The following is a 13314-nucleotide window of genomic DNA, read 5'->3' as shown; positions in this document are numbered from 1 at the left end:
TTTCAATAGGATGAAACTGGATGCTCTTTTAAAGGAAATCCTATATTGCTTTCGTACTCGCTTCTATCTGTTCCATTAGCAGGGTGATATTGCTCATGAATAATTTTACGGATATCGCCAATAAAATGATACCGAAGAATTTACGGATCAAGTAAATACCGCCTTTTCCTAAAACCCTTTCCACCTTCCGTGTCATACGAACCACGAAATATACCCATAGCATATTCAATATTAACGCCACGATAATATTCACGCTGGCATATTCCGCACGGAGCGATAATAAAGTGGTGAACGATCCCGCTCCGGCTAGCAACGGGAATACCAGCGGCACCAACGTAGCCTCCTTGATTGGCCCTTGATTCTTGAAAATCTCTATGTCGAGAATCATCTCTAAAGATAGGAGGAAGATCACAAAAGCGCCGGCCACGGCAAACGACTCGATGTCCACATGGAAAAGCCTGAGCAATATATCCCCGGCGTAGAAGAACCCTAATAACAATAGAAAAGAGATTAGGGTTGCCTTCAACGCATTGACATCCTTGCCTTTATCCTTTAGGTCTATGATGATGGGAATAGCTCCGATTATATCGATAACAGCGAATAATACGATAAAGGCGCTAAGTATTTGCTGGAAATTGAAATTTGTGAACATGATGTTATCCTCCTGTGTTTTTTAATCCTCGTAAAGATACATATTTTCTTTGAATTGGTCAATATGACGAAATTATTGGTGTGTGTAACTAATTTTAGCAGGCCTGAACTATCAACGTGTCAGAATTGTTCTTATATTAGAAGCAATAATCATTAAATCGAAAGGCCATGGGAGCAAAGAAGAATTTTGTGTTGGACACGAATGTCATATTACATGACTATAAGTGCATCGAGAACTTTCAGGAAAATGATATCTATCTACCCATCGTGGTATTAGAAGAGTTGGACAAGTTCAAGAAGGGGAGTGAGCAGATCAATTATAATGCCCGTGAGTTTGTTCGGGAGCTAGACTTATTGACCAGTAATGACCTGTTCTTGAAAGGCGCCTCACTAGGACCGGGAAAAGGTACACTCTATATCGTGACCGGTGATAAGTACCAGGAGAAAATAGCGCATTCTTTTCCGGATAAAACTCCAGATCACCGTATCTTGTCTTGTGCGTTGACGATCGCCGAGAAGAATCCGAAGATCAAGACAACCTTGGTCAGCAAGGATGTGAACCTTCGTATGAAGGCTCGTTCTTTGGGTATTCCCGTTGAGGATTATATCACGGATAAGGTCGTGAATGTAGATATTTTCGAGCGTGCGCAAGAGACCTATGAGAATATAGACCCCGATTTGATCGACAAGATCTACAGCTCTCCGGAAGGCGTGGACGCAGATTCGTTGGATATCAAGTCTAAGCTCGACCCGAACGAATGCTTTATCTTGAAAAGCGTACGTAATAGTGTATTGGCTCGCTACAATCCGTTTACGGATAAGATCAAGAAGGTGGATAAAGGCACGAACTTTGGTATCCAGCCCCGTAATGCCGAGCAGAGTTTCGCTTTCGAGGTGTTGAACGATCCGAATATCAAGCTGGTGGGGTTGACCGGAAAGGCCGGTACCGGAAAGACGTTGTTGGCGTTGGCCTCTGCCTTGAAACAAGCCGGCACGTATAAACAGATACTTTTGGCCCGTCCGATCGTCGCTTTGGCGAATAAGGATCTCGGTTTCCTTCCGGGTGACGAGAAGCAAAAGGTCGCTCCTTATATGCAACCTCTATTCGATAACCTGAACGTGATCAAGACTCAGTTTGCCCCGGGTAATCCCGATGTCCGTAAGATCGACGATATGCAGAAGAACAACCAGTTGGTGATCGAGGCGTTGGCCTTTATCCGGGGGCGTAGCTTGTCCGAGACTTATTGTATCATCGATGAGGCCCAGAACCTCACGCCGCATGAGATCAAGACGATTATCACCCGTGCGGGAGAGGGAACGAAGATGGTCTTCACGGGAGATATCCAACAGATTGACTCCCCGTATCTAGACGCCCAAAGTAATGGCTTGGCCTATATGATCGACAAGATGAAAGGACAGGACTTGTTCGCCCATATCAACTTGATAAAAGGCGAGCGAAGCGAGTTATCTGAATTGGCGTCAGATCTTTTGTAATTAAATATAGGGAATTGAAGATTAAAAATCAAGCTTCACGAAGCGTTTATTTTCAATCTTCAATTCTTAACGATTAATCGTTTACACTCGGGCAGACATAAATCTTCCGGAAACTACCTTTATAGGAAGGATCTCCCATATCTTTGATCTCATTCAGATGTTGTTTAAGATGGGCGGTTTCGCCGTGCTTTTGTAATTCCCCGTCGTTTTTCCAAGTCTCGGCGATAAAGAATTCGGTGCTATCGGTGAGGGACTGGTACATGCCATAGTCGATACATCCCGGTTCTAGCAACGTGCTTTCCTTGCATTTCAAGAATGATTCCTTTAAGGCGGAGACACATTCGGGTTTTACTTTCCGTTTGATATTCAGTACGACTTCCATGGATTCTTTATTGCTTCCTCCATTCGTGCAACCGGATAGAGCGATTAATACGCAGGTCATTGAGATAAACACTTTCTTCATGATAGATTGTTTTTAAGTATTTGATACGACAAAAGTAGTAAATGCTGGGAGAATATGGAGGCTTTGTTTGTGAGAGATTGATATTATTTTGATCTAAACACAGGAATCGAACATCTGATATTAAATTATTGTTGTTAGTGGAAGTTGGAATGGATATATTTGTGATAATATTAATAGCTATTTATGTTAAATTTAAAACAAGAGTCATGAGAAAGAGTTTGTTGTATGTATTTGCCGTGATTTGCACGATGGGTTTTTTTACGGCATGTGGTGATGATGACGATTCAAGTTCTTCCGGTAACTGGCAAGATCTGTCGAAAACGTACGAGGGTAAGAGCGTAAATCTGGTAATGGGAGAAGTGACAATCCCTGTTGACGGTAAATCGGTCGTGATTGCCGCTTCTTCTGCGGAGAAGGCATCCGTAACCTTGAACAATATCATCCCCGAAAATAAGTCGGTCGTTATCGATGCCGCGTTGAAGGAAGCGGACGGCACTTATACGTTTACCGGCGAGAGTACGGTTGGCGATTGCGTGGTATCAGTAAATGGTACGGTGAAAGGGGGCGTAGCTTCTGTTGTTTATACTCGTAAATTAACTTCTTCTATCGTAGGTAATTGGAGCTTGAAAGCGGGTGCGGGAGCTATTTATGCGAATATAGTTACCGGGAATTCTACTATCGATAATCTCGTGCCTATGATAAAACCTGCTATCGGTAACTTGATTTGGGGCAAAGTAAGTGCTGTAAATGTTAACTTACCGGAAGATGGAATCTTCGATGTTTCTTGGAGACCTATAGGGGCTTCTGAGGATAAAGGAATCGGTGAGATCACAAAAATGGCAAGTATCCAATATTGTGTGGTAGACGGGAAATTTATGGTGGTTGTGGATAAAAATTATGTGACAGTCTTGACTACTTTATTACAACAGGCTGCTGGTGACAAATTGGAGGCCGCTGGTATCTCTATTGACGAGATCATGAAGCTTTTGGTTGATTTAGGAGGTTATTATGGTCTACCTCTTAACATGAAGGTGGATGGAAGTGAGGCTACTTTTTATGCGGATAAGGATTTAATTGTACCGGTTTTGACCATGATAGCTCCTATCTTGAAACCGATGGTTCCGGAGAATTATCAGCAAATGGTAGATATGGTATTGCAATTACTCCCGAACGCAAAAACGTTAGAGTTTGGACTTAATTTCACGAAATAATTGAAAATCCTAGGTTGTAAAGACGGGGCGTGCCTCGTCTCTACAACTGGATGAAATTTGGCAGGGTTATACCAACATGGGGCTAATCAATTACCTTGGTGCTTTCTGATATAAGAATATCGCTATAAATGTATAAACTATATTCGGTATCCAGGCCGCTACGGCAGGACTCACATAACCATTAATAGCGAAGGTGGAAGTAACCGTCATAAACAGGATGTAAGAAAAACTCAACGCCAATCCGATACCAATATTCATACCCATACCTCCCTTTATTTTCCGGGAAGACAACGACGCTCCGATAGAAGTCAAGATAAACGCCGCCATGATCGTGGCGAAGCGCTTATGATACTCGATCTGGAAGGTCTGTATATTCCCGATACCTCTTTTTTTCTGCCGGTTGATATACGTATTTAGCTCGGGCGTTGTCATCGTCTCGCAATCATTCACGGAAATCAGGAAGTCCGAGGGCACGATGGTCAAGGTCGTATCCTTACGGGAGCCTTGGGAAATATGTTCCCGCATGCCATCGAAATCACGGATCATATAATCGATAACGGTCCATTGATAAAGCGAGTCGTATTTGATCGACTTGGCGGTCAGACGGGAGATCAATTTTTTATCCTCGAAATGCTCCAGAGAGAAACGGTATCCCATGTTCGAGCGAGCGTCATAGCTATCGAAATAAGCGATAACACCCGGCTCGATCTCCAATTGGGCGTTCTTCACGTAATCCACCTTCTTGTTACGGATATATTTGTTCTGGAAATCGATACGAGTCTCATTCGCCGGGGGAATGATGTAAGCGTTCAGGATAAACGTCACGATAGCGATAATCGTAGCCGAGACCGCATAAGGAAGCATTAACCTACGGAAACTCATACCGCTGGCAAGCATCGCTATGATCTCCGAACGATCCGCTAGCTTCGACGTGAAAAAGATCACGGCGATAAATGTGAACAACGGACTGAACAAATTGGCGAAATAGGGGATAAAGTTCAAGTAATAATCCACGATGATCGCTTTTAAGGGGACATCCGGATTCAAGAACTTATCGATCTTCTCGTTTATATCGAAAACGACGGAGATAGAGATAATCAAGGCGATAGCGAACACGTACGTGCCCAGAAACTGCTTGATGATATACCAATCGATCCGTTTTAGTTTAAATTTCATCTGTCTCGTTTTTTATAACCGGTTCGCTAATTGACGGACCATACCACTTTTCCATGTAGTAAAATCGCCAGCGATGATATGTGCCCTCGCTTCTTTCACCAACCATAGGTAGAAGGCGAGGTTATGGATAGAAGCGATCTGTAAGCCAAGCATTTCTTTCGCCTTGATCAAGTGGTGCAGATAAGCCTTGCTATATAAGGTATCCACGTAGGAATGTCCGTCCGGATCGACCGGCGAGAAATCGTTCTCCCATTTCTTGTTACGCATATTGATAGTACCGAAACGCGTGAAAAGTTGGCCGTTGCGCCCGTTGCGGGTTGGCATGATACAGTCGAACATATCGATGCCTCGTTCGATCCCTTCCAGTAAATTGATCGGGGTACCTACGCCCATCAAGTAACGAGGTTTATCTTTCGGTAAGATATCGTTTACGACCTCGATCATCTCATACATCTTATCGGTAGGCTCGCCAACGGCCAGTCCCCCGATAGCGTTTCCATCGGCGCCTTTTCGGGCCACGTTCTCCGCCGCCCTCTGCCGCAAGTCCGTATAGACGCATCCCTGTACGATCGGGAAGAGACTTTGCCGGTAGCCGTATTTCGGCTCCGTGCTGTTGAAGCGGGCGAAACAACGATCCAGCCAACGCTCGGTCAGGCCCAGTGATTGCTTGGCGTAATTGTAGTCGGCATCTCCCGGGCAACACTCATCGAAGGCCATGATGATATCCGCACCGATAGAGCGTTCGATATCCATCACCTTCTCCGGCGTGAACATATGCTTGGAGCCGTCGAGATGCGAGCGGAACTCGGCTCCCTCTTCATGCAGCTTACGATTGCCGGAAAGAGAGAATACCTGAAACCCCCCGCTATCGGTCAATATCGGGCGATCCCATGTATTAAACTTATGCAAGCCTCCGGCCTGCTCCAAGATATGGATACCGGGACGAAGATACAGATGGTACGTATTCCCCAAAATGATTTGTGCCTTGGTATCTTCCTTTAGCTCGGTCATATGTACACCCTTTACCGTACCTTGCGTACCCACGGGCATAAAAATAGGCGTCTCGATTACCCCGTGATCGGTGGTAATCAAGCCCGCCCTAGCGTTCGATTTCGTATCGTTATACTGTAATTCAAATGTCATGTATCAAAAATTTGTGACAAAGGTAGCATTTTTCTCTTAGAATCCGAAGTCATCTATTTCTACCTTTTTCACCTCTTCCTCTTTAGGCTTCTCCACGAACTTGTGTACTTCGTTCGCCTTGATGATGATCGCTCTCATCGGGCGTACGGGACAGATCGATTCGCAGCCGCCACAACCGATGCAAAGATCGGGGTTTACTTGCGGGATGGTCAGCGTGCCCTCGTAAGGAACCATATGCACGGCTTGGGTAGGGCAGTGCTCCGAGCAGGCCCCGCAGTCCGTCCCCTCCGTCTTTACGATACAGCGGTTGATGAAGAAGGTGGCGATGCCCACTTGTGTAGTCGCTTTCTCTTCCTTGGTAAGCGGCTTTATAGCGTGCGTGGGGCAAACCTCCGAGCAGACCGTGCATTCGTAATTGCAATAACTGTCGATGTAAGCGATACGGGGTTTCAACATATAATCAAAGCCATACTCCAATCCCGTGGGACGTAGTACATGACTCGGGCATTGGGTCACGCAAATCTGGCATCCGGTACATACATCCTTGAAACGTTCTAAGCTGATTGCTCCCGGCGGTACGATAGGGGGCCATTTCTTGCCGTGCTTACCTTGCCCGTGCTGCCCTTTGCCATGCCCTTTTTCCATTCCTTGGGCAATGGAGGATACGATCGGGAGGGAGACTGCGACGGTAGCCCCTGCCGAGAGAAATGTACGGCGGCTGTTCGGAGCGGTAGCCTGTTGGATCACGTCTGTTTGTACGCGAGCTGTTTCGGCTTCTTTCTTGAAGGAAGGCTTGAAACGATATTGCAATCCTCCTTTAGCGCACGAGGACACGCAGTTGAAGCAATCTACGCAACGGGAGGTATCTACGGTGAGGTTCTTGCTGTCGATCGCCTCCGCCTTACAAGTATGCTCGCAATTACCACAATGCGTACAGGCTTCTTTGTCAAAGGAGATCCGGAAAAACGAATACCGGGAGATCAGGCTCAACAGCGTTCCTACCGGGCAAAGCGTATTGCAGAACAACCTTCCCCGGAATACGACCATGATGATGAATACGAGTAGCGCAACCAAAGCGGATATCACGCCGAATACCGTCACGTTGCTGATCGTGACGTGATAAAGCGTATAGTTATCCATCCGTGCCAATCCGTCGGCCAGCAGGTTATTGACCCACATGACGACCGGACGGGACAGGTTGCTCGCTATACGGCCGAAGTTACTGTACGGATCTAGCAACGTACATAATTCGATCATCCCGAAAACAGCCAGTACGAATGTAAGCCCGAGAATAGAGTACCGTAAGATATTCATGGGCTTATGATAGCTGAACCTGCGTACTCCTTTCTTTTTCTTCTTTCCGATACAGAAAACCCGGTTGATAATATCTTGCAATACGCCCGCCGGGCAAATAACCGAGCAATAGATCCGGCCGAGCAATAAAGCCAATACGAATTGGAAGACTACCAACCCCGCCATTCCCCCTAAAATAGCGGGCATGATCTGGAGATGCAACAACGTGTGCAGGTTGTCCGGCAATACATCGGCGAAATCAACGAAGAATAAAAGTATGGGTACGAAAATGAGGATCGCGAGTACGACCCGCAATCCTTTTAAGTAATTAGGCTTCTTCATCCTCGATTATATCTTAATACGTTTGATCGTCACATTATCCAGATTTGTCGTACCCAGCTTTAAAGCCTCGCCTTTACCGATATGACCTACGGCAGCCATATCCAGCTTCTTCACTTGGTTGAACAGGCGAAGGGCGGCCGTGTCGATAGCGACGATATTGGTGGAGGCGATCAAGGATTTCAAGGTAGCCACATCGGCCGCGCTCTTTCCTTGCGGGCCGTTTTGGTGCATGATACGATAAGCGTCCACGATGTTCAATACCGGTTTCTTTTGCCAAGTGCAAATATCGGCGATGCATTGTTGCAAATCATTTTGATGGAAGAAACGGCGATCCCATACGATTCCCATATAGTTCTTCATGGCGCAAGTCATCTTCGCCCCACCATGGTTCTTCAATACGGGGACGTTGATCCATGCGTCCGCCTCGATCAGGGCCTCATGGATCTTGGCGCTTTTCAGGTTCACGCCACCCGGGATGGATACTTCCTTGAAATATTTCTCGTCGTTGGCGGGCATGATGATACCTCCGGCCTCTTTTACGGCCTCGGCGATCCCGCTCGTCTCGTAGCATTTCTGCCAGTTATCGCAGGTGTGGTCGAATACGGTCACTTTAGAGGCGCCGGCCTCCAAGCATTTCTTGACCAAGGCTTTCACTAATTTGGGGTTCGTATTACCGGCCAATTCAGGAGAGCGGTCCCAACCGATATTCGGCTTGATCACGATCTTTTGTCCTTTCTTTACGAAGTTTCCGATACCGCCAAGGGCTTCCAAGGCTTTATCTAGCATCACCTCCGGCTCTCCACCCATAACGGCTACCATATCGGGAGCCTTCTCTACGGCTACGGTGTTCGTGGAAAGGGCCGCTTGCAGACCTTCAAAATTTAAGGATAGAGCCGCGCTAGCGATGACACTGGTCTTTAAAAAATCACGACGTTTCATAATTGTATACTATATTGGTTTATACTTGATTTACGGTACGGTCTTTTTTACTCGCTTGTTATTCCGAACAAAGATAATGATTATTTTGATATGCGAGTCAACTCCTTTTACAAAGTAGAACTGCTTTTTACTGCAACCCGGGTTGCAGTGATCTTGCGTAATAAGATAAATTCTTGTCGGAAGGCATATCGGTTCTGATAATATTTTTCTACCTTGCGAGGCAAAAAATAGATTGTATGGTTTTATATTGTAGAGTATCAATGAACGCTTTTGTCGAAAGCTTTCGGACTACCTCGGGGCCTGATTCCTTTTTCACGCTTCCGGCGAAGGGGTTGATGCATATCGTGCCGCAAGAGGAGATCGAGTATGGGCTTTCCTTGCTTAGGGAGTCTATCGGTTTGTATGAGGAATGCAAAGGGATACCTGTGGAAAAGAGCAAGAAAGCGATGCCCTTTTTCAGGCAGGACAGCCGGATGCTGGTGGGGCCGGAGATAGGCATGTACGTGATCCCTTTGTATGAGAAACCCGGTGAGCCGGCCCGGTCTGCCGAGCCTTCTCTGCTCCTTGAGCTGGACTATCAGTCGTTGGGCGAGCTTTGCCTGTTCGAGAATTATTCCCTGTTGTCTTGTAAATATGAGAGGGAGCCTATCTTGAACCATTTTACGGCACAATTGGAAAAGGAATACGATACCTTCTTTTTTGATGAGGAGCACACGGGCTTTACGCCTGATTCCCGCTTTTTCTCGATGCTGTGTAACGCCTGTCTGGAGGTGAAGCAGCCTTCCTCGGTGGGGGATAAGGAATGGCGGTTGGCCTCGCTGCAAGCTACGGATGAGGTGCTCTATCGTTATGAGCATGGAAACTTGATCCCATACGTTCCGATATCGATGCCGGTAGACTGCCTGAAACGGGTTTATCTGGAAGATTTCCGGCGACAGCCCTTATTATTCGGGACTTTGAACGGTTTCTTGAAAAGCAAGGGACTTCCCGCCGAACAATTACTAAACTTATCATAAGGAATGAAGACAGTATCAAATCAAGAACTAACGATCCGTGTCTCCGAACATGGAGCGGAGTTGAGTAGTATCGTAGCGAATGCTACGGGAAAGGAGTATCTTTGGCAAGCGGACCCCGCTTTCTGGAAACGTCATTCCCCAGTATTGTTCCCGATCGTCGGGAGCGTATGGAAGGCCGAGTATCGGAACGAGGGAACCGTGTATCCGCTGTCGCAGCACGGCTTTGCGCGGGATATGGATTTTACGTTGATCGATGAGGCGGAGAACGAGTTGCGTTTCGCGCTGGAAAGTACCCCGGACACGCTGAGAGCCTATCCGTTCCCTTTCCTTCTGGAGATCGGGTATCGTTTGGAGGGCAATAAGGTGGAGGTGCTTTGGCGTGTGAAGAATACGGGAGATAAGACGATGCATTTCCAGATCGGCGCTCATCCGGCTTTCCTGTACCCGAATTATGAGGTGGATCAACCGGATCGAGGGTATTTCGCTTTCGATGTGAAAAAAGATCTCGTATACCGTGCGCTGGTGGAGAAAGGGTGCGTAGGGGATGTGGTTCGTCCGGTACCTTTGGATGCGGACGGCTTGCTGCCGTTGAATATCCATACGTTCGATATCGATACGTTTATCTTGGAGGACAGCCAGATTAAGCGGGTGGACTTATTGGATGTGGAGAAACGCCCGTACCTTTCGCTCACCTTTACGGCTCCGGTGGTCGGTTTATGGTCTCCGCCTACGAGAAACGCTCCGTTTGTCTGTATCGAACCTTGGTATGGACGTTGCGACCGGGTGGATTATACGGGTGAGTATAAAGACCGGGATTGGGTATGGCATTTGGAACCGGGAGAGCTCTTCGATGCCTCCTATACGATAGAGATAGCGGGGGCTTGATCGCTTCGTTGATATTTGCCGTAGGCAGACGACGCTGATTATATCGTGATCGTCTGCCTATGTTTTGTTTTAGATGTTGGCTATTTTATTCAATAGCTCCATCTTCCCGAATAAGATCAGCAGATCATCCGCCTCGATCATCAATTCCTCGGTGATACGGCTGATAACCTTGTATTCTGTCTGTGTGAGCCCGATCAGGTTCTTTTTCTCGTAAGGACGTTCGATCGCTACCAGATGGATGCCGAAATTCTCCTCGAAATCGATGTTCTTGATGGTTTGCCCGACAAGAGTGGCCGGTGTCTTGATCTTATAGAGATGTTCAGTGTCGGTTACTTTATACCAATGCCGGAACAGGCCGCCTAAAGACGCTTGGGAGGTGTACATCGTAGAGAAATCCTTTTCCGGGGTAATAATCTCGCTTACCCCGATCGCACGGATCACCGTCTCATGGATCGAGGAGATCGCCCGCACGATCAGTTTGCCCGCATCCAGACTTTTCAATAAAGCGACGGTCTGAACGGAAGTCCCGAAATCCTTACCGAATGTTACGATAATGGCATCCATTTCACTCAATGGCAGGGTGCTCAATGCCTCTTTGTCCGTAGAGTCCAAGGCGACCGCCCCCGCTATGTCGTTCTTCAGCATATCGACACGATGCAGATCCATGTCTACGCCGATCACCTCATTGCCGACACGTGTCAAGTCTTTCGCTATCGCACGTCCTAAATTCCCTAATCCGATTACTAAATATTTCATGCTATCTTATTTTTACATTAATATATTTTCTTGTGGATATGTATAGTCCTTTTTCGTGTATTCCTTGCAGAAACTTACGAGGAAGGCCAATACCCCGATACGCCCGACCAGCATCGTGCTGATAATGATGATTTTCCCGATAGGGGTGAGGTGAGGGGTATAATCGATGCTCAAGCCTACGGTACTCAAGGCGGAAACAACCTCGAACAATAGGGAGAACAGCGGCGCCCCTTTTTCCGTATAGGATAATACCCACGTAGCGATCGCCACCCACATGAAATACATCATGATGATAGCGAATGCCCGGCGGATGGCGAATGGGGCGATCTCCCGTTTTCTCACTTCCACTTTATCTTTCTCGCGTGCGGCGTTCAGGGTCGTAACCAAAGCTACGAAAACGGTGGTCACTTTCAATCCGCCGCCGGTGGACATAGGGGCGGCTCCGATTACCATAAGAATCAACGTCAGCATTAAGGTCGGAGGGGCCAATGTAGCCATATCCGCTACGTTGAATCCTGCCGTTCTAGGCGTGACGGCGCCTAGGAACGCATTTGCCAGTTTCCCCCGCAGGGGAAGGTCGCCCAAGGTATTGTCATACTCGAAAAAGAGGTAGAAAGCCGTTCCGGTAATTAACAGGATCAAGGTAGATATAACAACAATGTACGTATGTACATTAATAATACGGGGCGTATGGATATAATGCTTTTGCTTACCGATCAATATCTTGATACCATTCATCAGCAAGTGATGCAAGAGTTTCAGGTAATTGAAGACGATCGGGAAGCCCAAGCCTCCGAATATAATCAGCATGGCTATCCAGAAATGGAGGTTGTACTTATCCGCCACTAACGGATCGTACATATTGCCGCTCAAGGTAGAGATCCCTGCGTTACAAAAAGCGGACACGGCATGAAACATTGCGTAGAATAATTCCTGCTGCGTACCTCCCGGCAGGCTTCCCCGTACGTCCATATAAATAAAATAGGCGCCGATCCCCTCGATAAACAAGGTCACGAAAAGAATGTTTAAGATGACCCGGAACAACCCTCCCGTCCGATCTTCGTTCAACATATCTTTCAGCATCATCTTGCTCGTAAAAGAGGATTTCCCCATGAAGGAGAGGGCGAAGAAAGAGGTAAATGTCATGACCCCGATACCGCCGATCTGTATTAAAATCATGATGATAATATGCCCGATATGCGTGAAACTAGTGGCTACGTCGACGGTGGTTAGTCCGGTTACGCATACCGAGGTCGTGGAGATAAACAAAGCGTCGATAAACGGGATCCGGTGCGTAGTGGCGTTCGGCAACGATAGCAACCCGGCCCCGACCAATATCACGAACACGAAACTGAGCAAGAAAAGCAACGAGGGCTTGATCCGTGTCTGCATCAGCGTGAACGTCTGCCGGGATAAGTGAATCGTGCTAAGCAGCAATAATAAGACATATACGAAGAGAGGTTTCGTAAGGAAAGACAAATAAGGCAAAGAGTGCGCTATGGCATCCTTGAAAAATATCTTGCTGGATAATACGGCGAATAAAAGGAAATAGATGCTGATATCGAGATACAACATTTTCTCCTGTATGATTTCTTGGAACCTCACCACGTACCGGAGTGTTATGCCCGTGAAAAAAGCTAGCAGGATGAATGGGCGGGAGCGCTCTAGGATATGGACGGAATCGGGTGTCTGTACAAAGCCGAATTGGTAGATCAATACGAAGAAAGAGGCTAAGGAGGCGAGTAGGATGATCGCTTCCGCTATCCCGTTCAGCAATCCCTTCATTTTACCCCAATAAATCAGCCAAGAGAAGTATATGTTTTTTAGATTCATGTCCGATGTTTTATAAATATAACAAATGTAGGAAATAAAAGTTAGAGGTACGTGAAAGCGCCTTCATTATTTGTTCTCGTACTAATTGTTTTACTTACATTATGTGTTGTAT

12 protein-coding genes are annotated in these 13314 nt (G+C 46.8%); 4 read left to right on the top strand and 8 right to left on the bottom strand.

The genetic code is table 11. The features are described from left to right. Positions 1 to 40 precede the first annotated feature (40 nt). Positions 41 to 652, bottom strand: coding sequence for a MarC family protein (locus CI959_RS18845; RefSeq protein WP_005857556.1), 612 nt, complete (start codon positions 650 to 652; stop codon positions 41 to 43). 167 nt (positions 653 to 819) lie between these two features. Here CI959_RS18845 and CI959_RS18840 point away from each other — a divergent pair, with 167 nt between their 5' ends. Then, the gene (locus tag CI959_RS18840) at positions 820 to 2145 is read left to right on the top strand and encodes a PhoH family protein (RefSeq protein WP_005857480.1); all 1326 of its coding nucleotides are present in this window, start codon (positions 820 to 822) and stop codon (positions 2143 to 2145) included. Between the two features lie 73 nt (positions 2146 to 2218). Here the strand turns inward: CI959_RS18840 and CI959_RS18835 are convergent, their stop codons facing one another. Further along, positions 2219 to 2608: a putative quinol monooxygenase gene (locus tag CI959_RS18835; protein ID WP_009275077.1), complete on the bottom strand. Its 390-nt coding sequence runs from the start codon at positions 2606 to 2608 to the stop codon at positions 2219 to 2221. Positions 2609 to 2814: 206 nt separating this feature from the next. Between CI959_RS18835 and CI959_RS18830 the strand changes: the two genes are divergently transcribed. Continuing rightward, the gene (locus CI959_RS18830) at positions 2815 to 3819 is read left to right on the top strand and encodes a DUF4925 domain-containing protein (RefSeq protein ID WP_057316949.1); all 1005 of its coding nucleotides are present in this window, start codon (positions 2815 to 2817) and stop codon (positions 3817 to 3819) included. A gap of 90 nt (positions 3820 to 3909) precedes the next feature. On the opposite strand, the gene CI959_RS18825 is transcribed toward CI959_RS18830, so the two are convergent. From CI959_RS18825 to CI959_RS18810, 4 genes are read right to left on the bottom strand one after another with little or no spacing between them, the layout of a single operon-like run. Next, positions 3910 to 4995, bottom strand: coding sequence for an LptF/LptG family permease (locus CI959_RS18825; RefSeq protein WP_005857475.1), 1086 nt, complete (start codon positions 4993 to 4995; stop codon positions 3910 to 3912). 12 nt (positions 4996 to 5007) lie between these two features. Then, positions 5008 to 6138, bottom strand: a complete 1131-nt coding sequence (gene tgt / locus CI959_RS18820) for a tRNA guanosine(34) transglycosylase Tgt (RefSeq protein WP_057316950.1) — start codon at positions 6136 to 6138, stop codon at positions 5008 to 5010. A gap of 36 nt (positions 6139 to 6174) precedes the next feature. After that, positions 6175 to 7773, bottom strand: a complete 1599-nt coding sequence (locus tag CI959_RS18815) for a 4Fe-4S dicluster domain-containing protein (protein ID WP_057316951.1) — start codon at positions 7771 to 7773, stop codon at positions 6175 to 6177. 6 nt (positions 7774 to 7779) lie between these two features. Continuing rightward, positions 7780 to 8712: a DUF362 domain-containing protein gene (locus CI959_RS18810; RefSeq protein WP_005862822.1), complete on the bottom strand. Its 933-nt coding sequence runs from the start codon at positions 8710 to 8712 to the stop codon at positions 7780 to 7782. Between the two features lie 236 nt (positions 8713 to 8948). Between CI959_RS18810 and CI959_RS18805 the strand changes: the two genes are divergently transcribed. Both CI959_RS18805 and CI959_RS18800 read left to right on the top strand, forming a co-directional pair. Continuing rightward, positions 8949 to 9728, top strand: coding sequence for a hypothetical protein (locus CI959_RS18805; protein ID WP_057316952.1), 780 nt, complete (start codon positions 8949 to 8951; stop codon positions 9726 to 9728). Between the two features lie 3 nt (positions 9729 to 9731). Next, positions 9732 to 10613, top strand: coding sequence for an aldose 1-epimerase family protein (locus tag CI959_RS18800; RefSeq protein WP_005857465.1), 882 nt, complete (start codon positions 9732 to 9734; stop codon positions 10611 to 10613). A gap of 69 nt (positions 10614 to 10682) precedes the next feature. Here CI959_RS18800 and CI959_RS18795 read toward each other — a convergent pair whose 3' ends face one another. Together CI959_RS18795 and CI959_RS18790 are read right to left on the bottom strand one after the other, a co-directional pair. After that, positions 10683 to 11369, bottom strand: coding sequence for a TrkA family potassium uptake protein (locus CI959_RS18795; protein WP_009275082.1), 687 nt, complete (start codon positions 11367 to 11369; stop codon positions 10683 to 10685). Between the two features lie 12 nt (positions 11370 to 11381). Continuing rightward, positions 11382 to 13202 (bottom strand): TrkH family potassium uptake protein, encoded by a 1821-nt coding sequence (locus CI959_RS18790; RefSeq protein ID WP_005857461.1) that lies wholly within the window; start codon positions 13200 to 13202, stop codon positions 11382 to 11384. Positions 13203 to 13314 lie beyond the last annotated feature (112 nt).

The organism is Parabacteroides sp. AT13, from assembly GCF_002272965.1.
GTDB lineage: Bacteria > Bacteroidota > Bacteroidia > Bacteroidales > Tannerellaceae > Parabacteroides > Parabacteroides distasonis.
The sequence above is the reverse complement of the archived record's forward strand: the minus strand, read 5'-3'. Positions and strand labels throughout refer to the sequence as shown.